Raw genomic sequence first — 24,328 nt, 5'->3', positions numbered from 1 at the left:
AGAGGGTTTCCTAAGGAAATCCTCTTTTTGATTTGAAAAGACAAAATGGAAAGGCTGAGACTTCCTGTATTTACATTCGACGTGAAAGATGATACACTTCTATGCGCAAAAGATAGGTGATAGAAGTGGAAAAACAAATACGAAACTCATTTATATTATTTTTGACTGCGACCATCTGGGGAACTGCCTTTGTGGCGCAGAGCGTGGGAATGGAACGAGTAGAACCGCTGACTTTTAATGCGGTACGATGCTTGATCGGCGGCTTGTTCCTGCTTCCTTGCATGGCGCTGCTCAATCACCTCTTTCCACAGCGAAAGCAGGCGCTTGCTTCACAGCTTCATTATCCTTCGCTGCGTCATAGTGCGTTATTTGGAGGAATGATCTGTGGTCTGCTTTTTACGTTTGCTTCCAATTTGCAGGCATATGGAGTAAAATATACAACGGTGGGGAAAGCCGGTTTCATTACCTCCAGCTATATTGTGATCGTGCCCTTGCTCGGGCTTTTTATGAAGAAAAAAGTCAAACTTAGGATCTGGATGGCCGTCGCCATCGCAATGAGCGGTTTATATTTGCTTTGCATGGGTGAACAGGTTACGTTTGCGCTGGGTGATCTATTGGTGTTTCTAAGTGCGATTTTGTTTTCTTTGCATATATTGGCGATCGATCACTTTGCGTCGCGCGTCGATGGTGTATTACTTTCCTGGATGCAGTTTATGATTTGCGGCATATTGACTTTGATCGCGGCTTTCTTATTTGAAAGCAGTGATATAGAGGCGCTGCTTGCGGCGGCGTTTCCGCTTTTTTATGCGGGGATCATGTCGTGTGGAGTTGCATATACGCTGCAGATTGTCGGGCAGAAGGATATGAATCCAACAGTTGCGGCGCTGATCTTGAGCTTAGAATCCTGTATTTCGGTAATAGCCGGCTGGATCTTTCTGCATGAAGTATTAAGCACAAAGGAAATGATCGGATGTCTGCTGATGTTTGTGGCGATCGTGATCGCACAGCTGCCGCAGCGAAAAAGCGTCAAAGAATCGGATGGTATTTCAAACAAGTATAGCAGTTTATCTAATATGGAATAAGGAGCAGGTTTTCTCATATTTAGATGAATGATGATGAAAAAAAGGATCAATGGCAATCATCATGCGTTGTGCCAAGATCCTTTTTTTGTGCATGCGGACATAGAAAAACAGAGCGAAAATATTGTAGAGATGCGGGTGCTTTATACATGAGGATTATAAAAATAAGCATAGAAAAAGCAAAATATTCCATAACTGTAATAATGACGGAGATTGCGAAAAAGTGGTGGACATCAATGGGAGAAAGGATATGGATCAGGGAATGCAAGAGTGGAAATATGCGTGATAAACTGGTCGCTTTCTCACTGCAGATCACTGAATTAAAAAAGTAAAAAAAGTGCTTGCATTCAGTTAGGAGTATTGCTATAATATCGTTACGACCGCACGGACGTGCGAGGTTGCCGACACACCGACAAGCGTTGTCATGGATAACGGTGTATCGGGGAATTCGCATCGAGCGAGTCAATCATGATATTGACGAAAGGAGTATTATTCATGGCAAAAAACAGCGTAAGAATTCGTCTTAAAGCTTACGAGCACAGAATCTTAGATGCATCTGCAGAAAAGATCGTGCAGGCGGCACAAGCTCACGGTGCCAAAAAGATCGTTGGACCGGTACCTCTTCCAACGGAAAAACAGGTTGTTACAATCTTAAGAGCGGTACACAAATACAAAGACTCTCGTGAACAGTTTGAAATCAGAACTCACAAGCGTTTGATTGAGATCGTCGGACCGACAGCAGAAACTATCGACTCTTTGAGCCGTTTAGAACTGCCAAGCGGTGTTGACATCGAAATCAAGCTGTAATGGTGGAGGTGAACATCATGAAAGGAATCTTAGGACGCAAACTGGGTATGACGCAGGTATTCACAGAAGACGGTACGTTGATCCCGGTAACTGTGGTAGAAGCAACACCAAACATTGTGTTACAGAAAAAAACAATGGAAAATGACGGATACGAAGCCGTACAGCTGGGCTTTGAGGACGTAAAAGAAAGACGCGCGACGAAAGCGGCGCTGAAGCATGCGGCTAAGGCCAATACTGCACCAAAGCGCTTTGCCAGAGAAATTCGTTCTGCAGAAATGATGCAGTATGAAGTCGGCGCGGAAGTGAAGGTAGACATCTTCGCAGCCGGTGATGTTGTCGATGTAACCGGAACAAGCAAGGGAAAAGGCTTTATGGGCCAGATCTATCGCGGCAATGGACACTTAGGTCCGGCAGCGCACGGTTCAGGACATCACAGACATGTCGGTTCATTGGCTACTTTGGGTATTACCTCTCGTGCAGGTAAGATCGCCAAAGGAACGGTTATGCCGGGTCATGAAGGACACAAAACAACAACAAACCAGAATTTGACGATCATCAAGGTGGATGTGGAAAACAACTATCTGCTGATCAAAGGAAACGTACCGGGACCAAAACGCGGTATGGTTATGGTTAAATCCGCAAAGACATCTAAAGGAAATAAACCGGCAGTTGCTTTGGTGGATTACACAAGTACAGAGGAGGAATAAAAGATGCCTAAGTTGGTAGTATTGAACCAGGAAGGCAAAGAGCTTCATGAAGTAACTCTTTGCGAATCTGTATTTGGCATCGAGCCAAATCAGCAGTGTATCTTTGATGCGATCGTGATGCAGCGCGCAAGCATGCGTCAGGGAACGCATGATACAAAAGGGCGCAGCGAAGTAAGCGGCGGTGGACGCAAGCCTTGGCGTCAGAAAGGCACCGGACGTGCTCGTCAGGGTTCTATCCGTGCAACACAGTGGCGCGGTGGTGGAACGGTGTTCGGCCCTACGCCTAGAAGCTATGCTTACCGCTTAAACAAAAAAGTGCGTCGCTTGGCACTGAAGTCAGTTCTGAGTGAAAAAGTGCTGGAAAACGCGATGAGCGTTGTTGACGCTTTCAAACTGGAAGCGCCGAAAACAAAAGAATTTGTTAAGATCATCGATGCGATCAAAGCACCGAAAAAGACCTTGTTTGTCGTTGACGGTGAAGAAGATTATGAAAACGCGTATTTGTCAATGCGCAACATCCCAAGCATGATGATGCTGACTGCTGATGGAATCAACGTGTATGATATTGTGAATGCAAATCAGATCGTGTTTACGGAAGCAGCGTTAAAAACAGTTGAGGAGGCGTTAGGAAATGAATAATTACAGAGATATTATCATCCGCCCAATCATCACTGAAAAAACCATGAAATACATGGATGCAGACAACAAAGTAACATTCGAGGTGGCGAAAGGCACGAACAAGATTCAGATTCGTCAGGCCGTAGAAGCAATCTTCGGTGTGAAAGTAGAACAGGTAAACGTGATCAACGTGAAGCCGAAAACAAAGAGAATGGGTAAATATGTCGGTAAGACAAAGGCTGTTCGCAAAGCGATCGTAAAGATTGCGGAAGGACAGGATATCAACTTATTCGGTGAAGAAGCCGAATAATCGGGAAGAAGAACGCTATTTCCCGACTAAATATTGCGTAAGGAGGAAAAATCATGCCAATTAGAGCATATAAACCGACCACTAACGGTCGCCGTGGTATGACGAGCTTGACGTTTGAAGAAATCACGACAAGCAAACCGGAAAAATCGCTGCTGGCCCCTTTGAAGAGCAAAGGCGGACGTAATAACAAAGGACGCATCACGACGCGTCATCAAGGCGGCGGACACAAACGTGCATACCGTATTATCGATTTCAAAAGAAATAAAGATGGTATCCCTGCAAAGGTAGCAACGATCGAATATGATCCGAACCGCTCGGCTAACATCGCCCTGCTGCACTATGCAGATGGAGAAAAACGTTACATCTTAGCGCCAAAAGGATTAAGCGTAGGTATGAGCGTGATGTCCGGCAAGGGTGCTGACATCAAAGTCGGAAACGCATTGGAATTAAGAGATATGCCGGAAGGTACTTTCATTCACAATGTGGAATTAAAACCGGGAAAAGGCGGACAGCTGGCTCGTTCAGCAGGTGTGTCTGCACAGATCCTCGGTATCGAAGAAAAATATGTAACCATTCGTTTGGCATCAGGCGAAGTGCGCAAGGTACTGGCGAACTGCCGTGCTACGATTGGTCAGGTCGGCAACGAAGATCATTCTTTGGTGAACTTAGGTAAAGCCGGACGTTCCCGCTGGAAAGGAATTCGTCCGACAGTGCGCGGTTCTGTTATGAACCCGAACGATCACCCTCACGGTGGTGGTGAAGGACGTACACCGGTTGGACGTAAATCACCGATGACTCCTTGGGGTAAGAAAGCTATGGGTGTGAAAACTCGTAAGAATAAGCTGGCTTCTACGAAACTGATCGTACGTCGCCGCAATGCTAAGTAAGCGCAAAGGAGGAAAATGAGATGAGTCGTAGTTTGAAAAAAGGACCTTTCTGTGACGACCACTTGATGAAAAAAGTGGAAGCCCTGAATGCGTCAGGTAAAAAAGAAGTGATTAAAACTTGGTCACGCCGTTCAACTATCTTCCCACAGTTCGTAGAACACACTTTTGCGGTTTACAACGGGAAAGAACATCTGCCTGTATATGTGACAGAAGATATGGTAGGACACAAGCTGGGTGAATTTGTTCCGACACGCAAAAACGGCGGTCATGGAACAGATGACAAGAAAGCTAGACGATAGGAGGAGAAATCATGGAAGTAAAAGCTACTGCAAAAACATTGAGAATCCCACCTAGAAAAGCTCGTCTGGTTATCGACCTGATTCGTGGGAAAGACGTTGCGGAAGCAGCCGCAATCTTAAGATTTACGCCGAACGCAGCGGCAGTTGCCATTGGTAAAACCTTAAAATCAGCTGTTGCGAACGCGGTAAACAACAATGACATGGATGAAGAAAAATTATACGTGAAAGCATGCTATGCAAACGAAGGCATCACTTTGAAACGCTACATGCCACGTGCAAAAGGATCTGCAAGTGCGATCCACAAACGCACCAGCCACATTACTGTTGTGGTTGATGAGCGGGAATAAGGAGGTTTGCTCATGGGACAGAAAGTAAGTCCGATCGGATTTCGTGTCGGCGTCATTCGTGATTGGGAATCAAGATGGTACGCTGACAAGGATTATGCCGATCTGTTGTTAGAAGATATTAAAATCCGTGAATTCCTGATGGCTGAGCTGAAAACGGCTTCGGTATCAAGAGTTGAAATTGAACGTTCTAAAAACCGTGTGGAAATCATGATCCGTTCTGCTCGTCCGGGTGTGATCATCGGCACAAACGGTGAAAACGTAGAAAACCTGAAAAAGAAACTGGAAAAGATGACCGGTGGAAAAAATGTATTCCTGAAAGTGCTGGAAATTGCCAATCCGGATCTGGACGCAAGACTGGTAGCTCGTTCGATCGCAGATCAGCTGGAACAGCGTGCGTCATTCCGTACAGCGCAGAAAAAAGTGATCCAGAGAACGATGAGAAGCGGCGCAAAAGGAATCAAGACACTGGTTTCCGGACGTTTGGGCGGTGCCGATATGGCGCGCAGCGAAGGCTATTCAGAAGGTGTAGTTCCACTGCATACATTACGTGCGGATATTGACTATGCGCATGAAGAAGCAGCGACTACTTATGGACGTCTGGGAGTAAAGGTTTGGATCTGCCGTGGTGAAGTGCTGCCAGGTCAGATGGTAAGTGAACCGGAAGCACCTAAGGGCGGTAATGACCGTCGTCGCCGCAACAACCGTCGTCCTAGAGGCGGACGCAGCGACAATCGCAATGCGAACCGTGTAGAAAAAACGGAAGTAAAAGCAGATGCTCCTAAGACGGAAGGAGGTAACTAATTATGTTGATGCCTAACAGAACAAAATATAGAAGACCTCACCGTTTAAGCTATGAAGGGCGTGCGAAAGCAGGACGCAGCGTTGCTTTCGGTGAATATGGTCTGGTTGCTGAAACGGGTAACTATGTAAGCAATCGCCAGATTGAAGCAGCACGTATTGCCATGACTCGTTACATGAAACGTGGCGGTAAAGTTTGGATCAAAATTTTCCCTCACTTAGCAAGAACGAAGAAACCATTGGAAGTACGTATGGGTTCCGGTAAAGGTGCGCCTGAAGGATGGGTAGCAGTTGTAAAACCGGGCCGCGTAATGTTTGAGATCGCAGGTGTAAGTGAAGAAATCGCGCGGGAAGCATTCCGCCTGGCTTCTCACAAACTGCCTGTAAAATGTAAATTTGTACGGAAAGGTGAGGAGGAGTAAGACATGACAGCGAAAGAGATCAGAGAAAAAAGCAACACTGAATTACAGCAAGAAATCGAAACGCTGAAAGAAGAACTCTTTAACCTTCGTTTCCAGCAGGCAGTCGGCAACTTAACCAACACTGCCCGTATGAAAACCGTTAAGAAAACCATTGCACGTATCAAGACCATCTTGAGCGAACGTGAAAATGGTTCTCAGGAATAAGGAGGATCGTGTAAATGGAAAGATCTAACCGTAAAGTATATCGTGGAACTGTTGTTTCCGATAAAATGGATAAAACAATTACTGTTGTAGTTGAAACAAAGAAGATGCACCCATTATATGGTAAGCGTCAGAAATATTCTAAAAAGTTCAAAGCGCATGACGAGATGAATGAAGCGAAGATCGGTGATGTTGTAGAAATCATGGAAACACGTCCATTATCTGCAACAAAGCGTTTCCGCTTGGTTCGTATCGTGGAAAAAGCGGTTGTACTGTAAGTCAGGAGGTAAGCGTATATGATTCATAACGAAACAAGACTGCGCGTTGCTGACAATACCGGAGCTAAGGAAGTATTGGTGATCCGTGGCTTAGGCGGAAGCAGACGCAGAAGTTCTAACATCGGTGACATCGTAGTTTGTACTGTTAAGCAGGCAGCTCCTGGCGGAACTGTTAAAAAAGGTGATGTTGTGAAAGCGGTCATCGTTCGTACGAAATACGGTATCCGCAGAAGCAACGGCACTTACATCAAATTCGATGACAACGCTGTTGTAATCATCAAAGACGATAAAACACCACGCGGCACTCGTATTTTCGGACCGGTTGCCCGTGAACTGCGTGACAAAGACTTTATGAAGATCGTGTCTTTGGCACCGGAAGTACTGTAAGGAGGTGCCCCTAGTGAAAATCAAAAAAGGTGATAAGGTAAAAGTTATTACAGGTGCTTACAAGGGCACTGTTGCAGAAGTAATCAAAGCTATGCCTAAGGAAAACAAGGTTATCGTAGAAGGTGTCAACATCGTAAAGAAACACCAGAAACCGACTCAGGCAAATCCGGACGGCGGCATTATTGAAAAAGAAGCGCCGATCCATGTATCCAATGTGATGGCTTACGATGCCAAGGCAAAGAAAGCAAGCCGTATCGGGTACAAAGAAGAAAAAGGCAAAAAAGTTCGCGTCCTGAAGAAAACCGGCGCGACGATGAAGTAGGAGGGTTAGAGCATGAACCGCCTAGAACAGAGATATAAGGAACAGGTCGTTCCTGCATTGATGAAACAGTTTCAGTATTCTTCTATCATGCAGGCACCGAAAATTGAAAAAGTGGTAATCAACGTCGGTGTTGGTGATGCGATCGCCAATCCGAAAGCGATGGAAGAAGTTGTTGCGGAGATCACCCAGATCTGCGGTCAGAAGCCAATCGTAACAAAGGCAAAAAAATCCATCGCGAACTTCAAGCTGCGTGAAGGTATGGCCATTGGCTGCAAAGTAACCTTGCGCGGTGAAAGAATGTATGAATTCCTGGATAAGCTGATGAACATCTCGCTGCCTCGTGTACGTGATTTCCGCGGTGTTTCCAAGACGGCCTTTGACGGACGTGGAAACTATACGCTGGGTGTGAAAGAACAGATCATCTTCCCGGAAATCAATTATGATAAAGTCAATAAAGTGCGTGGTATGGATGTTGTGATCGTAACGACAGCCAATACGAACGAAGAAGGCGCTGCCCTGTTAAGCGAAATGGGCATGCCGTTCAAGAAATAAGGAGGACTTGACTTATGGCAAAAAAAGCGATGATTAACAAAACAAACCGTCCTCAGAAATTCAAAGTGCGCGAGTACACACGTTGTGAACGTTGTGGACGTCCTCACTCAGTATTACGTAAATACAAACTGTGCCGTATTTGCTTCCGCGAACTGGCTTATAAAGGCCAGATCCCTGGAGTAAAGAAGGCCAGCTGGTAAAAAGGAGGAATAGGTCATGATGATTATGACAGATCCAATTGCAGATATGTTAACTAGAATTCGTAACGGCCTTCAGGCACGTCACGAAACAGTAGAAGTTCCTGCAAGCAAAGAAAAAGTGGAAATCGCCAGAATCTTAAAAGAAGAAGGTTTCATCACTGACTACAGCGTAGAAGGTGATGTTAAGAAAACAATGACCGTTGTTTTGAAATACGGACCTAACGGTGAAAAAGTAATCAATGGTCTTAAGAGAATCTCAAAACCGGGTCTTCGCGCATATGCGAAAGTGGACAAGATCCCTCGCGTATTAAACGGACTTGGTATTGCGATCATCTCCACTTCTCACGGTCTGATGACTGATAAAGAAGCAAAAGCAAAACATGTCGGCGGCGAAGTGCTTGCCTACATTTGGTAAAATCTGGAGGTAAAATACAATGTCACGTATCGGTAATAAAACGATTACCATTCCTGCCGGCGTAGAAGTTACAGTAGCCGCTGGGAATGAGGTGACTGTTAAAGGTCCAAAGGGAACTTTGACTCGTCAGTTCTCTGACATCTTGGGCATCAAGATCGAAGAAAACATTTTAACTGTAACAAGACCGAATGAAGAAAAACATACAAAACAGCTGCATGGTACGACCCGCGCCCTGTTATTCAACATGGTGGAAGGTGTATCCAACGGCTTCAGCAAAACGCTGGAATTAGTCGGTATCGGTTTCCGTTCAGCGGTATCGGGAAACAAGCTGACTTTGAATGTCGGTTATTCACATCCGGTTGAATTCATTGTTGAAGAAGGCATTAAAGTAGAATGCAAATCACCAACGGAAATCGTCGTTTCCGGAATCGATAAACAGCGTGTTGGTGAATGGGCTGCAAATATCCGGGCTGTCCGCAAGCCGGAACCTTACAAGGGCAAGGGTATCCGTTATCAGGGTGAACATGTTCGTCGTAAGGAAGGTAAGACAGCCGGTAAGAAATAGTGGGAAAGGAGTTAGAAGCATATGTTAAAGAAAGTATCTAAAAACGTTGAACGTCAGCGTCGTCACTTACGTGTACGTAAAAAGATCAGCGGAACTCCTGAATGTCCACGTCTGAACGTATTCCGTTCAAATGCACACATTCATGCACAGATCATCGACGATGTGAATGGCAAGACACTGGTTGCCGCAAGCAGTGTGGAAATGAAATTAGCAAACGGCGGAAATGTGGAAGCTGCGAAAGCAGTTGGAAGCGAAATCGCTAAGCGTGCAATCGCTGCTAAGATTGAAAATGTAGTATTTGACCGTGGCGGTTATGTTTACCACGGACGTGTTCAGGCCCTGGCAGAAGCAGCCAGAGAAGCCGGACTGAAATTTTAGGAGGTAGCGACATGGAACGTAAACCAAGAAAAGATCGTAACGTTGAAAAAGAATTTGAAGAACGCGTTGTCACGATTAACCGTGTTACAAAAGTTGTAAAAGGTGGACGTCGCTTCCGTTTCGCTGCACTTGTTGTAATCGGTGATAAAAAAGGCCGTGTCGGTTTCGGAACCGGTAAAGCCAACGAAGTACCTGACGCAATTAAAAAAGCGATCGAAGACGCTAAGAAGAATGTGATCAATGTACCTATCGTCAATGGCACTACCATTCCTCATGAAGTTACCGGACGCTTCGGAGCCGGAGAAGTATTCCTTCGCCCTGCTTCAGAGGGTACTGGTGTTATCGCCGGCGGTCCTGTTCGTGATGTATTGGAAGTTGCTGGTATTAACGATATCCTGACGAAATGTATCGGATCTCGTACTCCAATCAACATGGTACATGCAACTGTATCTGCGCTGCAGTCATTGAAAACGGTAGAAGAAGTTGCTCGTCTCCGTGGTAAAAAACCAGAAGAAATTCGTGGTTAATAGGAGGAAACTGACATGAAATTACATGAAATGAAATACACAGAAGGTTCCCGCAAAAGCCGCAACCGTGTAGGACGCGGTCAGGGATCCGGTAATGGAAAAACTGCTGGACGCGGTCAGAAAGGACAGGGTTCAAGAAGCGGTGGCGGTGTTCGCCTTGGCTTTGAAGGTGGACAGACGCCGCTTGCAAGACGTTTGCCGAAACGTGGATTTACGAATTTTACACGTAAAGAATATGCAATCGTTAATGTTGAAAGCCTGAATCGTTTTGAAAACGGAACAGAAGTAACTCCGGAACTGTTAATTGAAACCAAGTTAGTTCGCAAAGAACTGGATGGAATTAAGATTTTAGGTCAGGGAGAATTAGAGAAGACATTAACTGTAAAAGCACATAAATTCTCTAAATCTGCTGTGGCTGTTATTGAGCAGGCGGGCGGAAAAGCAGAGGTAATCTAATATGTTCGCCACTGTGATCAGCATGTTTAAGAATAAAGATATTCGTAATCGCATTCTTTATACTTTGGCAATGCTGTTTGTATTTCGATTCGGTGCGGCGATCATCGTGCCGGGTGTAGATACGTCACAGTTGATGCAAGGGGTCAATACGGGATCATTCTTAGATATGATCAACCTGTTGGGTGGAGGTATGATACAGCAGTTGTCTATCTTCTCCCTCGGGGTCGGACCTTACATCACTGCTTCTATCATCCTGCAGCTGTTGTCCATGGATGTAATTCCTTATTTTACGGAATTAAGCAAACAGGGACAGAGCGGGAGAAAACAAATTGACAAATATACGCGCTATCTGGCAGTGATATTAGGCTTTATTCAGGCCTTTACGATGATGCAGGCATTAAACAGCCAATACAGCATCATTGCCGATACGGCGTTGTCGAATTATTTGTATATCGCAACGATCTTGACTGCCGGTTCGATGTTCTTATTATGGATCGGTGATCGTATTTCGACAAAGGGCATTGGAAACGGCGTTTCCATTTTAATCTTTGCGGGAATCGTTGCGCGTATGCCATCTGAATTCGTAAGCGTGTTCGAACAGATGGTCGATACATCAAGCAGTTCTGCCATGTTTAATGGCATTCTGGAATTCTCGCTGTATGTGGTCGTATATCTGATCATTATCGTAACGGTTGTCTTTATGCAGACAGCTGTGCGCAAGATCCCGATCCAATATACGTCAAGTACCGTACAGATGCAGAAACGCGATATGACTTATCTGCCGTTAAAGATCAATTCCGCAAGTGTCATTCCGGTCATCTTTGCGAATGCGATCATGGTTGCACCTTCTACGATTGCTGCCTTGCTGGGCGCTGGAGAAGTGGCGACAACGATCCAAAGCTATACGGATATGACCAAGCCGGTCGGATTAACGATCTATGTGGTATTAACGATACTGTTTACTTTCTTCTATACGAACTTAACGGTCGATCCTGCTAAGATTTCAGAAAATCTCGGTAAGTCCGGAACTTATATTCCGGGAATCAGACCGGGCAGTGAAACAAAACAGTATCTGAGCAAAGTGCTCAACCGCATTACCGTGCTGGGAGCACTATGGCTGGCTGCGATCGCGTCGCTTCCATATGTGATCGTGATGTTCACCAATTTGCCGCGTTCTATCGGTTTAGGCGGTACGGGGATCATCATCGTTGTCGGGGTAGCGATGGAAACGGTAAAAGGCCTGAAAGGGCAGCTGACACAGAAATCATATCGTGGCTTTATTCAACATTAAGAAGGTGAGTACAGATGAATATTTTGATTATGGGAGGACCGGGTGCCGGAAAAGGCACGATGTCCGCGAAAATCGTTGAAAAATATCAGGTAAATCACATTTCAACCGGAAACATTTTCCGCAGTGAAATCAAAAATGAAACCGAACTGGGCTTACAAGCCAAAAGTTATACAGAGAAAGGTCTGCTCGTACCGGATGAAGTAACCAATCCGATGGTAAAGAGCTTTCTTGAGAAGCTGGACAACAAAAACGGTTATTTGCTGGATGGCTATCCGCGTACGCTTGATCAGGCGAAAGCATTTGATGAATTGACTGTCGGCAGTGATCTGGCAGTGGAGAAAGTCATCGCTTTAGAACTTGATTTTGAAGTTTTGAAGGATCGTATCACCGGCAGAAGGATCTGTAAGAACTGTGAAGAAATCTATCATATCAAAAATCATCCGTCCAAAGTGGAAGGGGTTTGCGATAAATGCGGCGGTGAATTATACCAGCGCAAGGATGACACAGTGGAAAGCTTACAGGTGCGCCTTGGTGAATACAGCAAATCAACGGAGCCTGTACTTGCCTATTATGAAGAAAAAGGTCTGCTTACCCGCATCAATGCGGATCAGCCGATCGAAGCGGTTTGGCAGCATGTCATGAACGCTTTGGAGAAGTAAGTGGCACTCTGTAAAACCGAAAAAGAAATCGAATATATGCGTGAAGCGGGAAGAATTGTGGCATTGGCACACAAAGCCGTACAAAAAGAGATGAAACCGGGAATTTCGACAAAATACTTGAATAAGATAGTTGAAAATGTTATTATATCACATGGTGCATCTCCTTCCTTTAAGGGACTGTACGGGTTTCCCGCAGCAGCGTGTATCTCCGTAAATTCTGTGCTGGTGCATGGAATTCCAGATGATACGATACTAAAAGATGGAGATGTTGTCTCAGTAGATATTGGTGCCTGCATTCACGGTTATCACGGCGATTCGGCATGGACTTATGGGGTCGGTGCGATCAGTGAGGAAGTGCAAGAATTGATGGATGTAACCAGACAATCTTTATTTGAAGGATTAAAACAGGCAAAAGCTGGGAATCGTTTGACCGATATATCACATGCGATTGGAGAATACGTGTTTTCGCATGGTTTTTCCGTTGCTAGGGATTTTTCCGGTCATGGAATCGGCACAAGTGTGCACGAAGATCCCAGTGTTCCTAATTTTGGCCCGTCTGGAAAAGGTGTCCTTTTGAAAGAAGGCATGACTTTTGCGGTTGAGCCGATGGTTCTGATGGGCAAGCCTCATGTCAAAACGCTGCACGATGGATGGAGCGTTGTGGCAAAGGATGGGAGGCCGACTGCACATTTTGAACACACAATCGTCATCACCCGCGATGGGTACGAAATACTTACCACTTTAACCGATAAGGAGGATTGCCAAAAGAATGGGTAAACAAGATGTTATTGAGATCGAAGGCACAGTAGTCGATACTCTGCCTAACACGCAGTTCAAAGTGAAATTGGTAAACGGACACGAAATACTGGCTCACGTTTCTGGTAAAATCCGTATGCACTACATCCGCATTTTACCAGGGGATCGCGTAACCGTTGAAATTTCACCTTATGACTTAACACGTGGGCGCATTACATTCCGGCATAAATAGTGCCACAAGGAGGAAAGACGCATGAAAGTAAGACCGTCAGTAAAACCGATCTGCGACAAATGCCGCGTAATTAAACGCAAAGGTCGCGTTATGGTAATTTGTGAAAATCCAAAACACAAACAAAGACAAGGAAACTAATGGAGGTAGAAAAACAATGGCTCGTATTGCAGGTGTAGACATTCCTAACGACAAGCGTGTCGTAGTGTCTTTAACTTATGTTTACGGTATCGGACGCACCACTGCTTCCAACATTTTGAAAAAGGTTGGGATCAGCGAAGATATCCGTGTCAAAGATTTAAGCGAAGAACAGATGAATCTGATCCGTCAGGAAGTAGACGGTATCAAGGTAGAAGGTGATCTTCGCCGTGAAGTATCATTAAATATCAAACGTCTGATGGAAATCGGATGTTATCGTGGAATTCGTCACCGTAAGGGACTTCCGGTTCGTGGACAGCGTACAAAGACAAACGCGCGTACACGCAAAGGACCAGCTCGCACAGTAGCAGGTAAGAAGAAATAGGACGATAGGAGGAAGTAAAGATGGCAAAGAATACAAAAGCCGGTTCACGCAAACGTCGTGTCCGCAAGAATATTGCCCGCGGCTGCGCGCATATTCATTCAACTTTTAACAACACAATCGTAACTATTACTGATGAAAGCGGAAATGCTGTCGCATGGTCTAGCGCAGGTGCATTAGGGTTTAAGGGTTCTCGTAAATCAACACCGTATGCAGCACAGTTAGCAGGTGAAGCAGCAGGTAAAGCTGCCGTTGATAATGGTATGAAAGCAGTTGCAGTCAGCGTAAAAGGACCTGGTCCGGGACGCGAAGCTGCAGTAAGAGCATTACAGGTTGCAGGATTGGAAATTACAATGATCAATGATGTAACTCCTATTCCTCACAACGGATGTCGTCCACCAAAACGACCACGTGGTTAATCTTAACCGAAACAGAGGAGGTATCATATGCAGAAATTCGAACGTGCACATTTTGAAGTAAAGGAATATGTTGAAGATGAGCATTATGGAAAGTTTGTCATCGAACCTTTGGAAAGAGGATTCGGTACAACGATCGGTAATGCGTTAAGACGTGTTCTGTTATCCTCTTTACCCGGAGGAGCTGTATTTGCAATCAAGGTAGATGGTGTTTACCATGAATTTACCGCGATTCCGGGCATCGTAGAAGATGTTACGGCAATCATCTTGAATATCAAGAAGTTGATCATGACCATTCAGGATGATGAAGTTTATACACTGCGTATCTCTAAAAAAGGACCGGGTGTCGTAACCGGTGCTGATATTATCTGCCCTGAGGGCGTAGAGATTTTAAGCAAGGATCTGCACATTTGTACCTTAGCGGAAGGCGGATCTCTGGAAATGGAATTACAGGCGCGCGTAGGTCGCGGTTATGTGAGCTCCGATACAAACAAACAGCTGTATCAAACCCAGAACCAACCGCTTGGCACGATTTATACCGACTCTATTTATACACCGATCGAAAAGGTTTCCTATAACGCAGAGCCAGCACGAGTTGGACAGAACGCGAAGTATGATAAATGTACGATGGAAATCTGGACGGACGGATCCATCACGCCGCAGGAATCAATCGCACTGGCATCTAAGATCCTGGTCGATCACCTTGAACTACTGACTCATGTTCATGAAGAAGTGAATGACATGGATTCAGTGATGAAAGAAGCGCAGGGTGAAGTTCCAAATAAAGGCTTGGTAATGATGATTGAAGATCTTGATCTCTCTGTACGCAGTTATAACTGCTTAAAACGTGCCGGCATTCAGACGGTAGAAGAATTAACGCAGCGTACAGAAGATGAAATGATGAGAGTTAGAAACTTAGGCAAAAAATCACTGAAAGAAGTGAAAGACAAGATCTATGACTTAGGATTGAGCTTTAAGTCATACGAATAGTGAGATAAGGGAGGTTATTCACGATGTGGAATCGTAAATTAGGACGTACAGCCGACCACCGCAAAGCGATGTTCCGTAATCTAGCAACATCACTGATCATCAGCGGACAGGTTGAAACAACAGAAATGAAAGCAAAAGAACTGCGTTCCGTTGTAGATGAATTGGTAACACTTGCTAAGCGTGGCGATTTGCATGCACGCCGTCAGGTGGCAAGCTTCGTTCGCGATGTTGTTGCCAATGAAAAAACCGGACAGACAGCTGTTCAGAAACTGTTTGATGAAATCGCGCCGATGTATGCACAGCGTAACGGCGGTTATACTCGCGTCATCAAGACAAGAGTACGCCGCGGCGATGCAGCATCTATGGCAATCGTTGAATTTGTAAAATAAAAAAAGGGTCTTTCTTGAGGCTGGTTGATAAACAGGCTTCAAAGAAAGATCTTTTTCTATGCAAAAGGAGCAGATTGGATAATAAGCGCGTATTTTGATGCGTGCGTTGGTAGTCTTTCAAAGCGCATTCTTGATCTTGTTAGGAATGTAGAAAAAAGACCAATGCGATTGCTGATCGTAATGATCATTTCTTATCACAAATCGGTTAGTAAAAAAGCGTTTATTCGCATGATACGAATAGACGCTTATCGATGTCCATAATAATCGCGTAAAAAACGTTCTTTATACTCTGCAAAGTTGCCTTGGATGATTGCTTCACGCGCTTCTTCAGTTAAACGAATAATGAAACGCAGATTGTGCATAGATGCTAATTTGAAGTAGAGACTGCGCTCCTCAGGATTTTCTGACTTCAATAAAGCACGCAGCTGAGAACGTGTGTAGCCGGCCTTGCAAGTAGGACAATCACAGTGTTCATCCAGGAGTTCATCGCTGTCCGCGAATTTCTTGATATTGATATTTCCGTATTTGGTATAAATGCGGCCATGTCGTGCTTCTCTTGTCGGTGCAACACAGTCAAAGGTATCTGCACCCATTTCCGTACCGATGAGAATATCATCAGGACGCGACAATCCCAATAAATGGCGCGGTTTTTGTTCCGGCAGTTCTTCGTTGCACCAGCGCAGGATATCACCTAAGTTTTCTTTTAAGAAGGCGCCTCCTAGACCATAGCCGTCAAAGTTCATTTTCGCGAATTTTTTAGCGGTAGAACGCCGCAGATCTTCCCATCTGCCTCCTTGGATCACACCATAGAGCGCCTGATGATAGCCAAGATCATCGCAGTGCTTTTCATGCTCGTTCAAGGAGCGTACCGCCCATCGTTCCGTTCTTGCCAGCGCTTCGACATTGTATTCATAACTGTCCGCCAGTGAAGTAAGCTCATCATATGCCATATGAATATCAGCACCGATGCGACACTGGATCTGCATCGATTCTTCAGGGCCGATAAAATCAAGCTGATTGGTGAAGGGATCCACAAACTGTACGCCATCCTCGCTTACGGTCGTAAGGCGATCTTTTGGATCAGTATTGACAACCTCTTTTTCCCGCTCCATGCTGACGACCTTGCCTAAGCCAGATCCCAGCGACATTACCTGAAAGCCGCCTGAATCTGTTAAAGTAGGGCCATCCCAACCGGACCATTTTGCCAATCCACCCTGTTTCGCAATTTCAACAGAACGGTTGCGCAAATGATAGCCATTGCTGAGCATAGCCTGGGCACCGACGCTTTTTAATTCCTCCATCGAGAGAAAGCGTACTTCGCCTTTGGTGCCTACTGACATGAAAGCCGGTGTTTGGATGTCGCCATGAGGCGTGTGGATGATTCCGGCCCGTCCCAATTTACCCGGTATTTTTTGTGTAATTTCAAAATAAAAGCGGTTATCATTTTGATACGTATCTCGATTTCTTTGAACAGATTTACCGATCATAAATACGATCCATACACAAAGCAGACTTAGCAGGATACCGGCTCCATAATTGATAAAAACGGTAAAGAGGACTTCTTTTGGTGAAAAAAGTACAGATATACCGATCACGCCAAACACTGCGACCGCCAATAGCTGAGACAGTGCAAATGAAAGCATCAGAGGATTTTGTCTGCGAACGAACCAATCATTGAGGAAATTTGCGGCGAGATAAGCGCATAGGAGCGTTCCCATCAGCCACAGCCTATTCTCCTCTATCTTCAACAACCACGCGCTCACAATTACCGCAAGCTGTGCTGTGAAAGCAATCAAGTACACACTTTTGACCATTCGGCTGTCATTGGCTTTGGCAAGGTAACTGCCGGCCAGATAAGCAAAAGGGAAAAAAGAAACACCTCCGTTCAATTGCATGTCCAAAAAGTGTCCAGATTGTAGTGCTGTTAAGTTTGACAGCAGCAGAACGCCTACGGAAACAGCCGCAGGCAGGATCAAATGTTTCTGTCTAAAATTCGTCATAAATGTATTATATCATAGAGAGGATAGAGAAAAAAAGGCATAGAGAGAAAAATGAAATCATAAAACTCATAATGATGTAAAAGAATGAAAAAGAAAGATGCAAAAAATAAACGCTCCTACTTGTATTACTTAAAAAAAGTGCTATAATAAAATCAACATATGAACAACTGTTCATATAATAAAATGAGAGGAGCAGAAACAATGAGAAAAACATATCGAATCGAAGTGGACTGCGCAAACTGCGCAAATAAAATGGAGGAAGCAGCGAAACGCACAGAAGGCGTCAAGGATGCCAGTGTCAATTTTATGACCTTGAAAATGTCAGTGGAATTTGAAGATGACGCTGATGTGAAAACCGTCATGGAACAGGTGCGTAAGGCGTGCAAGATCGTAGAAGATGATTGCGAAATCTACCTTTCTTAATAAGAATAGGAAGATTTATGATAGATTGGAGCGATGATGATGAATCATAAACAAAAACGAATGCTGGGACGTATCCTAGTTGCGGCAATAGGCATGATCCTATTGCAGTTTGTGAAATTAGAAGATTTTGCGCAGTGGGCAGCTTATATGATCCCTTATCTCATTATCGGCTATGATATCCTAAAGAAAGCTGTTAAGGGGATTCTCAATAGGCAGATTTTTGATGAAAACTTTTTAATGGCGATCGCGACCGTCGGTGCGATTTTGCTTGGAGATTATAAAGAGAGTGTTGCCGTTATGCTGTTTTATCAAATCGGTGAGCTGTTTCAAAGCTATGCAGTCGGGAAGAGCCGCCGCAATATCAGTGCTTTGATGGATATTCGCCCTGACTATGCCAATATGGAGTGTAATGGAGAAATCAAAATGGTGGATCCACAGGATGTGCCGATCGGCTCGATCATCATTGTAAAGCCGGGAGAAAAGGTTGCGATCGATGGAATTGTGATAGAGGGAGAAACCACCTTGAATACTAGCGCCTTGACCGGGGAAAGCCTGCCGCGTGAAGTGAGGGTCAATGATGAAATCATGAGTGGCTGTATCAATCTAAACGGATTGATCAAAGTAAAAACAACAAAAGAATTTTCGGAATCAACCGTTTCCAAAATATTAGATTTAGTAGAAAATGCCAGTTCTAAAAAATCGCGTTCCGAGAATTTTATTTCAAAATTCGCACGTTACTATACACCGGCAGTTTGTTACAGTGCGCTTGTATTAGCCCTTCTGCCGCCGTTTGCCGCGATCATCTTAGGCATGGATCCGATGTGGGAAGAGTGGATATCCAGAGCGCTGACTTTCTTGGTGATCAGCTGTCCTTGCGCCCTTGTCATCAGTATTCCGCTTACCTTTTTTGCCGGTATCGGTGGTGCCAGCAAGGCTGGGGTTTTGGTAAAAGGCTCCAATTATCTGGAAACACTGGCACAGACCCGATATGTCGTCTTTGACAAGACAGGAACGATGACAAAAGGAGAATTTGCACTGAGTGGAATCCATCATGCGGTAATACCGGAAGAAGAACTGCTCGCTTATGCGGCGTATGCGGAAGCGAATTCCACGCATCCGATTAGCAAGAGCATTCAGGAAGCCTATGGCAAAGTAATCGATGGAAAACGCATCAAGGCTGTAGAAGAAATCAGCGGACAAGGTGTGATCGCACAAATTGATGATACCAAAGTCATGGCGGGAAACGGACGTTTGATGAAGACGCACCATATCCCTTATCAGGAATGCAGCGGTATCGGCACAAGCGTGCACATCGCTTTGAATAATCAATATGCCGGACATCTTTTAATAGCCGATCAGATCAAAGAAAGCGCCAAGGCGGCGATTCAAGAGCTGAAGAAAATCGGCATCAAAAAGACGGTCATGCTGAGCGGTGATCGGGAACATGTCGCAAAAGCAGTTGGCAAAACCTTGGGAATTGATGTATTATATAGTGAGTTATTACCAAAAGACAAAGTAGAAAAAGTAGAAGAGCTGCTTGCAAGCAAAGACGCAAAGGCAAAAGTAGCTTTTGTGGGTGATGGCATCAATGACGCACCGGTGCTTTCAAGAGCTGATGTCGGGATCGCCATGGGAGTGCTGGGAAGTGATGCAGCGATCGAAGCCGCAGATGTCGTCTTGATGGATGATGATCCGCTCAAGATCGCAAAAGCGATCCGCATTGCCAAAAAGTGTATCCGCATCGTATATGAAAACATTTATTTTGCTATCGGTGTAAAAGTGCTTTGTCTGCTGCTTGGAGCAGTGGGAATCGCCAATATGTGGCTGGCGATCTTTGCGGATGTCGGAGTCATGGTAATCGCTGTATTAAATGCGATCCGCGCCTTATCGGTGCAGCGATGTTAGTGAGGTAGAAAATGGAAGAACAAGTATTGGAATGCTGTGAGAAAAAAGAAGTACATGCGGAGCTGTTGAAGATCGTGGCAGAAAAGATGCCGCCGGAATTGAAATTATATGATCTGGCTGAATTATTCAAAGTATTCGGTGATTCGACACGTATCCGTATTCTGTTCATCTTGTTGGAGGCGGAGGTCTGTGTCTGTGATCTGGCGGAAGCTTTGCATATGAACCAGTCCGCAATTTCTCATCAATTACGTATTTTGAAACAGAACAAGCTGGTCAAAAGTCGGCGGGAAGGCAAATCAATTTTCTATTCACTTGCGGACGATCATGTGCGAACGATCATTGATCAAGGCTTAGAGCATGTGGAAGAAGAATAAAGAAATAGTTGCTTCTTGATAAAAATAAGGAAATCGTGCCATATGAGAACAGCGAGCGTATCGTTTTCTCAAAAAGCAATGGCAAGCAGATTTCCTTTTTTATCATGGCAGATTTAGATAGTGCAGGATACCCTGATAGATCGCATAAGCAAATTGAAACTGTTTTGTACGCAGCAGTGCCGCATCTTCACTGTTGGTCAAATAGCCAAGTTCTACTAAGATTGCCGGCATGGCCGTTGCTCTTAACACCAGCAGATTGGGATTGGCCCGCACCTGATTGTCAGGGATCGCGATCTCGCTCGTAATGGCATCTAATACCGCTCTTGCCAGCATAGCAGCAGTGGAAGGAATCTGATATACATATACTTCACTGCCGCGAATGAGCGGATTGGCGTTGGCATTGCAGTGAATGCTGATAAAGTAGTCGGCTCTCCAAGTATTGGCCATCGCTACCCGCTCTTGCAAAGAGGTAGCGGAATTGGTACCTAATACCTGAGTGGAGGAAACACGGCTGCTCATGACTGCGAAACGTGTATCATTCTGTAAGAAATTCATCAGATAGATGCCGACCTGATAATTGATCGTCGCTTCCTCTAAACCGTTGGCAGCCGCTCCGCCGTTGATAGAACCGGGATTATGACCCTGATCGATAAAGATCTTTACTGCCAAAATTTCACCTCTTTCCTAAATTATCCTATGCATCAGGTAAAACCAGGTGCAGAAAGTAATAAAGAAAGACCGTGATAGCTTTATGCGCTTTTTTGCGCTTGGCTGATCAAAAAATAGGATTTATGCCAAACATAGCGATAATTTCATGCGAATCATGTTATACTATGGATAAAGCAATACAAAAGTAAAATTGCATCTATGGGAGGAATCATATGAAACGACTAAGAAAAAGCACACTGTTTCTGGCAGCGGCACTTCTCATCGGCACATTACAAGGCTGTGGAGGGAAAGACCCGAAAGAAGAGCAGAAGAAGTTTGATGCGTTCGTAGAACAGGATTTTATCAATACGATGGAGTCAGACTATGCCACCATGCATCAGCTGATGGAACAGCCGGAAAAATTTGGTGTAGATGAGGAACAAGTGGAGGTAAGCCTAGGCGCGCGGTATGATGAAGAAACCTTAGCTGCGGGAAAAGCGGAAAGAAAAAAGACGATCGATGCCTTTGGGGAGTTTGATCGATCGCTGCTGAATGAAAAACAGCGTCAGCTTTATGATCTTTATGCATTTAATTTTGCGATCGAAGAAAAACTGTTGGAAGATCGTTTTGATTATTATGAATGCCTGTTTTCCAGTGCCGGCGGGTTACACTATGCTTTGGCTACGACCTTTGCGGATTGGGAACTGCGCGATGAAAAAGATGTACAGGATCTGATCGTGATCCTGCGTGATACAAAACCATATGTAGACAGTGCACTGGATTATACCAAACGGCAGGAAGAAAAAGGTTTGTTGATGCTGGATCTGGAAAGCATCATCGAACATTGTGACGGTATTTTGGAAAACCGGGAGAACAGCGCGGTCTTGGCTTCTATCTATGCGCGTTTAGATGCGCTGGGGTTAAGCGCTGAACAAACACAGGCTTACAAAGAAGAGTTGAAAGCGGCCTTTGATGAATCGTTTATTCCTGCTTACGAGGATATTCGTGCAGCCATGATCGAATTTCAAACAGATGGCGATAATCATATGGAAGGGCTGGCACAGTTTGAACATGGCAAAGAATACTATGAACTGCTGTTTCAGGCGGGGATCGGTTCTGATCGTTCGATCGATGAAATCGAAGAATGGATGACACAGGAATTTGAGAACGGCTTTAACGATCTTTATGAGGCATTGATGAGCGATCCAGAGGTAATGGATCAGCTGTTGGGAGAAACAAGCACCGGCTTTGGCGATTATGAAAGCATCATGGAATATCTGAAAGGCCATATGTTTGCGGATTTTCCTGAAATCAGCGATACGAAATATGAAATCATTGCGCTCAGTGAAGAACTTGGCTCAGATTCAGGTATTGCCGCTTATTTCAATCTGCCTGCTTTTGATTCAACACAACCGCATCAGCTTCGGGTAAATCCGCTGTACGGCGATGTCGGCAGCGTCTCTAACTTTGTAACGGTAGCACATGAAGGATACCCGGGCCATATGTATCAGTTTACCTATGCACTGGAACAAAACCAACATCCTTATCTGACGACCTTAGGTAGAAATCAAGCATATTCTGAAGGCTATGCGATCTATGCCAGCTATCAGGCGCTCGCTTATTTAGATGATGTTTCGGCGGCTTATCAGAAAGCCTATATCGCCAATGAGGAGATCAGTTATGCGGTCATCATCTTGGCAGATATCGGTATTCATTATAAGGGATGGGATCTGGAAACATTTGGGGATTTCATGGAAGAAAATATGCTTAGCCTGAGTGAAGAAGAGATGCGTGCACAATATATGCAGCTGCAAAATAATCCGGTCATGTTTGAACCTTATTATATCGGTTATCTTGAAATCATGGAGCTGCGGGAACAGGCAGAATCGGCATTAGGCGATGATTTCGATGAAAAAGCGTTCCATGAGGCAATCCTGGCATGCGGCGCTTTGCCGTTTGAACAGATCCGTGAGGAGATATCCGCTTATATTGACACAGCGAAGTAAAATAGCAAGAAATGGAGGTGTGAGAGGACAATGATCGAGATTCGTCCCTATCAAGAACCGGATTTCAATCGTTTAGCAGAAATACATGATGCGGCGCGGCGGCAGGAATTGGCAGCTGCTTCCCTGTCCTGTGCATTTGTGCCTTTTATCATTGCTTCAAAAAGAGAAAAGCTGTTTGCTTATCAGGTTTATGTTGCGCAAAAGGATCAGAAAGTCGTCGGCTTTATCGCTTTTCATGAGGATGAGATTGGCTGGCTGTATGTCGATGTTACACGGCAAAAAGAAGGCATCGGCAGTGCTTTGGTGGCGTTTGCGCTTGCGCATGGAACATCTGAGATGGAACTGGAAGTGATACAGGGCAATGAACAGGCAAAACGGCTTTATAAAAAATTCGGATTCTATGTAAGTGAAGTAAAAAGCGGCCGGATGCCGGGAAATGAAAGCATCACACTGACGGTCGATGTGATGAAAAGAGGCGCATAAGCAACATCTAAAAGCAAAAATATATACTATTTTGCACTTACGAAATAAAAAAATACATGCTATAATAAGAACGTAACAAAGCAGTACACAGTAGTTTCACAAATGGATGGATCATGCAGTGTCTGCTTTTTCTTTTCAAAGGAGGGTTGTATATGTTTCGCAGCGGCGATATTGTGCTGTATCGACTGGATGTATCTCAAATCAAACAAATCAAACAGGAAAAGGATCGAACATTTTATTTATTGTATTCGCTTGGATCGGAGTATTGCGAATTTAAGGTGCCGTGTGATAATGCCGGCGGACATCTGCAATCACTTCCAAGCAAACAAACATTGGAACACTATTTAGATGAGATGGCGGATCTGGTATGTTTTGAAATACCGCGTAATCCCGGCTTTCAATATTATCAAAATATCTTGAACTCGGTCGATCTACGGGATTGGTGTGCCTTATTAAAGACGCTTTATCGCAACCGCTGTAATGCGTTAGAGCATGGGAAACGCTTTAATCAGAAGCAGAGTCAGTATTATGAGTATGTATTGGAAAAACTGGCAACGATCTATTCGTTTGTGCGGCATCAGACGATTGATTCCTGCAAGGCGTTATTGGAACAGACCTTGGAACAGATTTATGTGGCAAATGGAGCCTGATAAGAGATAAGTCATATCATGAATAAAGTCCGAT

General features: G+C 44.7%; 39 protein-coding genes. 37 read left to right on the top strand and 2 right to left on the bottom strand.

Annotation, left to right across the window (positions count from 1 at the left end; all coding sequences use genetic code 11):
- The first annotated feature begins 125 nt into the window (after positions 1-125).
- The 31 genes from C1712_RS06765 to rplQ all read left to right on the top strand — a co-directional run bounded on the left by C1712_RS06765 (position 126) and on the right by rplQ (position 15,805).
- Positions 126-1,082, top strand: coding sequence for a DMT family transporter (locus tag C1712_RS06765; RefSeq protein WP_102267956.1), 957 nt, complete (start codon positions 126-128; stop codon positions 1,080-1,082).
- A 23-nt stretch (positions 1,083-1,105) separates the two neighbouring features.
- On the top strand, positions 1,106-1,411 hold the full coding sequence (locus C1712_RS12550; protein ID WP_146003319.1) for a hypothetical protein: 306 nt from the start codon (positions 1,106-1,108) through the stop codon (positions 1,409-1,411).
- 163 nt (positions 1,412-1,574) lie between these two features.
- Positions 1,575-1,886, top strand: coding sequence for a 30S ribosomal protein S10 (gene rpsJ, locus C1712_RS06755; protein WP_002607415.1), 312 nt, complete (start codon positions 1,575-1,577; stop codon positions 1,884-1,886).
- A gap of 17 nt (positions 1,887-1,903) precedes the next feature.
- Positions 1,904-2,593, top strand: a complete 690-nt coding sequence (gene rplC, locus C1712_RS06750; RefSeq protein WP_102267952.1) for a 50S ribosomal protein L3 — start codon at positions 1,904-1,906, stop codon at positions 2,591-2,593.
- Positions 2,594-2,596: 3 nt separating this feature from the next.
- Positions 2,597-3,232, top strand: coding sequence for a 50S ribosomal protein L4 (gene rplD, locus C1712_RS06745; protein ID WP_102267950.1), 636 nt, complete (start codon positions 2,597-2,599; stop codon positions 3,230-3,232).
- A complete protein-coding gene (gene rplW, locus C1712_RS06740; RefSeq protein WP_102267947.1) occupies positions 3,225-3,521 on the top strand; it encodes a 50S ribosomal protein L23 in 297 nt (98 codons plus the stop codon). Before rplD ends, rplW begins: the two co-directional genes overlap by 8 nt.
- Positions 3,522-3,574: 53 nt before the next feature.
- Complete coding sequence (rplB, locus tag C1712_RS06735; protein WP_102267945.1) at positions 3,575-4,408, top strand: 50S ribosomal protein L2; 834 nt, start codon at positions 3,575-3,577, stop codon at positions 4,406-4,408.
- 20 nt (positions 4,409-4,428) lie between these two features.
- Positions 4,429-4,707: a 30S ribosomal protein S19 gene (gene rpsS / locus C1712_RS06730; RefSeq protein WP_102267943.1), complete on the top strand. Its 279-nt coding sequence runs from the start codon at positions 4,429-4,431 to the stop codon at positions 4,705-4,707.
- 11 nt (positions 4,708-4,718) lie between these two features.
- Positions 4,719-5,054 carry a 50S ribosomal protein L22 gene (rplV, locus tag C1712_RS06725; RefSeq protein ID WP_102267941.1) on the top strand — a complete coding sequence of 112 codons (336 nt, stop codon included), beginning with the start codon at positions 4,719-4,721 and terminating at the stop codon, positions 5,052-5,054.
- A 12-nt stretch (positions 5,055-5,066) separates the two neighbouring features.
- A complete protein-coding gene (rpsC, locus tag C1712_RS06720; RefSeq protein WP_102267939.1) occupies positions 5,067-5,855 on the top strand; it encodes a 30S ribosomal protein S3 in 789 nt (262 codons plus the stop codon).
- A 2-nt stretch (positions 5,856-5,857) separates the two neighbouring features.
- Positions 5,858-6,274, top strand: coding sequence for a 50S ribosomal protein L16 (gene rplP / locus C1712_RS06715; RefSeq protein WP_102267937.1), 417 nt, complete (start codon positions 5,858-5,860; stop codon positions 6,272-6,274).
- A 3-nt stretch (positions 6,275-6,277) separates the two neighbouring features.
- Positions 6,278-6,478 (top strand): 50S ribosomal protein L29, encoded by a 201-nt coding sequence (gene rpmC / locus C1712_RS06710; RefSeq protein WP_102267935.1) that lies wholly within the window; start codon positions 6,278-6,280, stop codon positions 6,476-6,478.
- Positions 6,479-6,492: 14 nt separating this feature from the next.
- Entirely contained in the window at positions 6,493-6,753 is a 261-nt protein-coding gene (gene rpsQ / locus C1712_RS06705) for a 30S ribosomal protein S17 (RefSeq protein WP_102267933.1), read from the top strand.
- An 18-nt stretch (positions 6,754-6,771) separates the two neighbouring features.
- Positions 6,772-7,140 carry a 50S ribosomal protein L14 gene (rplN, locus tag C1712_RS06700; protein ID WP_102267931.1) on the top strand — a complete coding sequence of 123 codons (369 nt, stop codon included), beginning with the start codon at positions 6,772-6,774 and terminating at the stop codon, positions 7,138-7,140.
- A gap of 13 nt (positions 7,141-7,153) precedes the next feature.
- On the top strand, positions 7,154-7,462 hold the full coding sequence (gene rplX, locus C1712_RS06695; protein WP_102267928.1) for a 50S ribosomal protein L24: 309 nt from the start codon (positions 7,154-7,156) through the stop codon (positions 7,460-7,462).
- Positions 7,463-7,474: 12 nt separating this feature from the next.
- Positions 7,475-8,014, top strand: a complete 540-nt coding sequence (gene rplE / locus C1712_RS06690) for a 50S ribosomal protein L5 (protein ID WP_102267926.1) — start codon at positions 7,475-7,477, stop codon at positions 8,012-8,014.
- A gap of 14 nt (positions 8,015-8,028) precedes the next feature.
- On the top strand, positions 8,029-8,214 hold the full coding sequence (locus C1712_RS06685) for a type Z 30S ribosomal protein S14 (RefSeq protein WP_102267924.1): 186 nt from the start codon (positions 8,029-8,031) through the stop codon (positions 8,212-8,214).
- A gap of 19 nt (positions 8,215-8,233) precedes the next feature.
- Positions 8,234-8,629, top strand: a complete 396-nt coding sequence (gene rpsH, locus C1712_RS06680) for a 30S ribosomal protein S8 (protein ID WP_102269801.1) — start codon at positions 8,234-8,236, stop codon at positions 8,627-8,629.
- A 19-nt stretch (positions 8,630-8,648) separates the two neighbouring features.
- Positions 8,649-9,194 (top strand): 50S ribosomal protein L6, encoded by a 546-nt coding sequence (gene rplF, locus C1712_RS06675; protein WP_102267922.1) that lies wholly within the window; start codon positions 8,649-8,651, stop codon positions 9,192-9,194.
- 21 nt (positions 9,195-9,215) lie between these two features.
- On the top strand, positions 9,216-9,572 hold the full coding sequence (gene rplR / locus C1712_RS06670) for a 50S ribosomal protein L18 (protein WP_102267920.1): 357 nt from the start codon (positions 9,216-9,218) through the stop codon (positions 9,570-9,572).
- A gap of 11 nt (positions 9,573-9,583) precedes the next feature.
- A complete protein-coding gene (gene rpsE / locus C1712_RS06665) occupies positions 9,584-10,099 on the top strand; it encodes a 30S ribosomal protein S5 (protein ID WP_102267918.1) in 516 nt (171 codons plus the stop codon).
- A gap of 15 nt (positions 10,100-10,114) precedes the next feature.
- A complete protein-coding gene (gene rplO / locus C1712_RS06660; protein WP_102267916.1) occupies positions 10,115-10,555 on the top strand; it encodes a 50S ribosomal protein L15 in 441 nt (146 codons plus the stop codon).
- 1 nt (position 10,556) lies between these two features.
- On the top strand, positions 10,557-11,846 hold the full coding sequence (secY, locus tag C1712_RS06655; RefSeq protein ID WP_102267914.1) for a preprotein translocase subunit SecY: 1,290 nt from the start codon (positions 10,557-10,559) through the stop codon (positions 11,844-11,846).
- A 14-nt stretch (positions 11,847-11,860) separates the two neighbouring features.
- A complete protein-coding gene (locus C1712_RS06650; protein ID WP_102267912.1) occupies positions 11,861-12,505 on the top strand; it encodes an adenylate kinase in 645 nt (214 codons plus the stop codon).
- Entirely contained in the window at positions 12,506-13,282 is a 777-nt protein-coding gene (gene map / locus C1712_RS06645; RefSeq protein WP_102267910.1) for a type I methionyl aminopeptidase, read from the top strand. It begins immediately after the preceding gene.
- Positions 13,275-13,493 (top strand): translation initiation factor IF-1, encoded by a 219-nt coding sequence (infA, locus tag C1712_RS06640; RefSeq protein WP_102267908.1) that lies wholly within the window; start codon positions 13,275-13,277, stop codon positions 13,491-13,493. The genes map and infA overlap by 8 nt, the downstream gene beginning before the upstream one ends.
- A gap of 21 nt (positions 13,494-13,514) precedes the next feature.
- Positions 13,515-13,631, top strand: coding sequence for a 50S ribosomal protein L36 (gene rpmJ, locus C1712_RS06635; RefSeq protein ID WP_102267906.1), 117 nt, complete (start codon positions 13,515-13,517; stop codon positions 13,629-13,631).
- A gap of 16 nt (positions 13,632-13,647) precedes the next feature.
- Entirely contained in the window at positions 13,648-14,013 is a 366-nt protein-coding gene (rpsM, locus tag C1712_RS06630) for a 30S ribosomal protein S13 (protein WP_102267904.1), read from the top strand.
- 20 nt (positions 14,014-14,033) lie between these two features.
- A complete protein-coding gene (rpsK, locus tag C1712_RS06625; RefSeq protein WP_102267902.1) occupies positions 14,034-14,429 on the top strand; it encodes a 30S ribosomal protein S11 in 396 nt (131 codons plus the stop codon).
- 27 nt (positions 14,430-14,456) lie between these two features.
- Positions 14,457-15,416 carry a DNA-directed RNA polymerase subunit alpha gene (locus C1712_RS06620; protein ID WP_102267900.1) on the top strand — a complete coding sequence of 320 codons (960 nt, stop codon included), beginning with the start codon at positions 14,457-14,459 and terminating at the stop codon, positions 15,414-15,416.
- Between the two features lie 23 nt (positions 15,417-15,439).
- Positions 15,440-15,805, top strand: coding sequence for a 50S ribosomal protein L17 (gene rplQ, locus C1712_RS06615; protein WP_102267898.1), 366 nt, complete (start codon positions 15,440-15,442; stop codon positions 15,803-15,805).
- Between the two features lie 245 nt (positions 15,806-16,050).
- On the opposite strand, the gene tgt is transcribed toward rplQ, so the two are convergent.
- Positions 16,051-17,805 (bottom strand): tRNA guanosine(34) transglycosylase Tgt, encoded by a 1,755-nt coding sequence (gene tgt, locus C1712_RS06610; RefSeq protein ID WP_245858083.1) that lies wholly within the window; start codon positions 17,803-17,805, stop codon positions 16,051-16,053.
- Between the two features lie 201 nt (positions 17,806-18,006).
- Between tgt and C1712_RS06605 the strand changes: the two genes are divergently transcribed.
- The 3 genes from C1712_RS06605 to C1712_RS06595 are packed head-to-tail and all read left to right on the top strand — an operon-like array spanning position 18,007 to position 20,507.
- The gene (locus C1712_RS06605; protein WP_102267896.1) at positions 18,007-18,228 is read left to right on the top strand and encodes a cation transporter; all 222 of its coding nucleotides are present in this window, start codon (positions 18,007-18,009) and stop codon (positions 18,226-18,228) included.
- A gap of 39 nt (positions 18,229-18,267) precedes the next feature.
- The gene (locus C1712_RS06600; protein ID WP_102269797.1) at positions 18,268-20,133 is read left to right on the top strand and encodes a heavy metal translocating P-type ATPase; all 1,866 of its coding nucleotides are present in this window, start codon (positions 18,268-18,270) and stop codon (positions 20,131-20,133) included.
- Positions 20,134-20,144: 11 nt separating this feature from the next.
- Positions 20,145-20,507, top strand: a complete 363-nt coding sequence (locus C1712_RS06595) for an ArsR/SmtB family transcription factor (RefSeq protein ID WP_102267894.1) — start codon at positions 20,145-20,147, stop codon at positions 20,505-20,507.
- 102 nt (positions 20,508-20,609) lie between these two features.
- Here C1712_RS06595 and C1712_RS06590 read toward each other — a convergent pair whose 3' ends face one another.
- A complete protein-coding gene (locus C1712_RS06590; RefSeq protein ID WP_102267892.1) occupies positions 20,610-21,176 on the bottom strand; it encodes an N-acetylmuramoyl-L-alanine amidase family protein in 567 nt (188 codons plus the stop codon).
- A 212-nt stretch (positions 21,177-21,388) separates the two neighbouring features.
- Here C1712_RS06590 and C1712_RS06585 point away from each other — a divergent pair, with 212 nt between their 5' ends.
- From C1712_RS06585 to C1712_RS06575, 3 genes are all read left to right on the top strand, one after another.
- Positions 21,389-23,161, top strand: coding sequence for a DUF885 domain-containing protein (locus tag C1712_RS06585; RefSeq protein WP_102267890.1), 1,773 nt, complete (start codon positions 21,389-21,391; stop codon positions 23,159-23,161).
- A gap of 30 nt (positions 23,162-23,191) precedes the next feature.
- Positions 23,192-23,644 carry a GNAT family N-acetyltransferase gene (locus C1712_RS06580; RefSeq protein WP_102267889.1) on the top strand — a complete coding sequence of 151 codons (453 nt, stop codon included), beginning with the start codon at positions 23,192-23,194 and terminating at the stop codon, positions 23,642-23,644.
- Between the two features lie 152 nt (positions 23,645-23,796).
- Entirely contained in the window at positions 23,797-24,294 is a 498-nt protein-coding gene (locus C1712_RS06575) for a hypothetical protein (RefSeq protein ID WP_102267887.1), read from the top strand.
- Positions 24,295-24,328: the final 34 nt, after the last annotated feature.

Origin of the sequence: Massilicoli timonensis, assembly GCF_900199515.1 — a bacterium.
GTDB classification, from domain to species: Bacteria; Bacillota_I; Bacilli_A; order Erysipelotrichales; family Erysipelotrichaceae; genus Massilicoli; species Massilicoli timonensis.
Note: the sequence above shows the minus strand (reverse complement) of the source record. Positions and strands in the feature narration are given on the sequence as shown.

Excerpts from the sequence above, each read along its gene's own strand:
- C1712_RS12550 (WP_146003319.1), top strand. The coding sequence starts at position 1,106 with ATGAATGATGATGAAAAAAAGGATCAATGGCAATCATCATGCGTTGTG.
- rpsJ (WP_002607415.1), top strand. The coding sequence starts at position 1,575 with ATGGCAAAAAACAGCGTAAGAATTCGTCTTAAAGCTTACGAGCACAGA.
- rplC (WP_102267952.1), top strand. The coding sequence starts at position 1,904 with ATGAAAGGAATCTTAGGACGCAAACTGGGTATGACGCAGGTATTCACA.
- rplD (WP_102267950.1), top strand. The coding sequence starts at position 2,597 with ATGCCTAAGTTGGTAGTATTGAACCAGGAAGGCAAAGAGCTTCATGAA.
- rplW (WP_102267947.1), top strand. The coding sequence starts at position 3,225 with ATGAATAATTACAGAGATATTATCATCCGCCCAATCATCACTGAAAAA.
- rplB (WP_102267945.1), top strand. The coding sequence starts at position 3,575 with ATGCCAATTAGAGCATATAAACCGACCACTAACGGTCGCCGTGGTATG.
- rpsS (WP_102267943.1), top strand. The coding sequence starts at position 4,429 with ATGAGTCGTAGTTTGAAAAAAGGACCTTTCTGTGACGACCACTTGATG.
- rplV (WP_102267941.1), top strand. The coding sequence starts at position 4,719 with ATGGAAGTAAAAGCTACTGCAAAAACATTGAGAATCCCACCTAGAAAA.
- rpsC (WP_102267939.1), top strand. The coding sequence starts at position 5,067 with ATGGGACAGAAAGTAAGTCCGATCGGATTTCGTGTCGGCGTCATTCGT.
- rplP (WP_102267937.1), top strand. The coding sequence starts at position 5,858 with ATGTTGATGCCTAACAGAACAAAATATAGAAGACCTCACCGTTTAAGC.
- rpmC (WP_102267935.1), top strand. The coding sequence starts at position 6,278 with ATGACAGCGAAAGAGATCAGAGAAAAAAGCAACACTGAATTACAGCAA.
- rpsQ (WP_102267933.1), top strand. The coding sequence starts at position 6,493 with ATGGAAAGATCTAACCGTAAAGTATATCGTGGAACTGTTGTTTCCGAT.
- rplN (WP_102267931.1), top strand. The coding sequence starts at position 6,772 with ATGATTCATAACGAAACAAGACTGCGCGTTGCTGACAATACCGGAGCT.
- rplE (WP_102267926.1), top strand. The coding sequence starts at position 7,475 with ATGAACCGCCTAGAACAGAGATATAAGGAACAGGTCGTTCCTGCATTG.
- C1712_RS06685 (WP_102267924.1), top strand. The coding sequence starts at position 8,029 with ATGGCAAAAAAAGCGATGATTAACAAAACAAACCGTCCTCAGAAATTC.
- rpsH (WP_102269801.1), top strand. The coding sequence starts at position 8,234 with ATGATTATGACAGATCCAATTGCAGATATGTTAACTAGAATTCGTAAC.
- rplF (WP_102267922.1), top strand. The coding sequence starts at position 8,649 with ATGTCACGTATCGGTAATAAAACGATTACCATTCCTGCCGGCGTAGAA.
- rplR (WP_102267920.1), top strand. The coding sequence starts at position 9,216 with ATGTTAAAGAAAGTATCTAAAAACGTTGAACGTCAGCGTCGTCACTTA.
- rpsE (WP_102267918.1), top strand. The coding sequence starts at position 9,584 with ATGGAACGTAAACCAAGAAAAGATCGTAACGTTGAAAAAGAATTTGAA.
- rplO (WP_102267916.1), top strand. The coding sequence starts at position 10,115 with ATGAAATTACATGAAATGAAATACACAGAAGGTTCCCGCAAAAGCCGC.
- secY (WP_102267914.1), top strand. The coding sequence starts at position 10,557 with ATGTTCGCCACTGTGATCAGCATGTTTAAGAATAAAGATATTCGTAAT.
- C1712_RS06650 (WP_102267912.1), top strand. The coding sequence starts at position 11,861 with ATGAATATTTTGATTATGGGAGGACCGGGTGCCGGAAAAGGCACGATG.
- infA (WP_102267908.1), top strand. The coding sequence starts at position 13,275 with ATGGGTAAACAAGATGTTATTGAGATCGAAGGCACAGTAGTCGATACT.
- rpmJ (WP_102267906.1), top strand. The coding sequence starts at position 13,515 with ATGAAAGTAAGACCGTCAGTAAAACCGATCTGCGACAAATGCCGCGTA.
- rpsM (WP_102267904.1), top strand. The coding sequence starts at position 13,648 with ATGGCTCGTATTGCAGGTGTAGACATTCCTAACGACAAGCGTGTCGTA.
- rpsK (WP_102267902.1), top strand. The coding sequence starts at position 14,034 with ATGGCAAAGAATACAAAAGCCGGTTCACGCAAACGTCGTGTCCGCAAG.
- C1712_RS06620 (WP_102267900.1), top strand. The coding sequence starts at position 14,457 with ATGCAGAAATTCGAACGTGCACATTTTGAAGTAAAGGAATATGTTGAA.
- rplQ (WP_102267898.1), top strand. The coding sequence starts at position 15,440 with ATGTGGAATCGTAAATTAGGACGTACAGCCGACCACCGCAAAGCGATG.
- tgt (WP_245858083.1), bottom strand. The coding sequence starts at position 17,805 with ATGACGAATTTTAGACAGAAACATTTGATCCTGCCTGCGGCTGTTTCC.
- C1712_RS06605 (WP_102267896.1), top strand. The coding sequence starts at position 18,007 with ATGAGAAAAACATATCGAATCGAAGTGGACTGCGCAAACTGCGCAAAT.
- C1712_RS06600 (WP_102269797.1), top strand. The coding sequence starts at position 18,268 with ATGAATCATAAACAAAAACGAATGCTGGGACGTATCCTAGTTGCGGCA.
- C1712_RS06595 (WP_102267894.1), top strand. The coding sequence starts at position 20,145 with ATGGAAGAACAAGTATTGGAATGCTGTGAGAAAAAAGAAGTACATGCG.
- C1712_RS06585 (WP_102267890.1), top strand. The coding sequence starts at position 21,389 with ATGAAACGACTAAGAAAAAGCACACTGTTTCTGGCAGCGGCACTTCTC.
- C1712_RS06580 (WP_102267889.1), top strand. The coding sequence starts at position 23,192 with ATGATCGAGATTCGTCCCTATCAAGAACCGGATTTCAATCGTTTAGCA.
- C1712_RS06575 (WP_102267887.1), top strand. The coding sequence starts at position 23,797 with ATGTTTCGCAGCGGCGATATTGTGCTGTATCGACTGGATGTATCTCAA.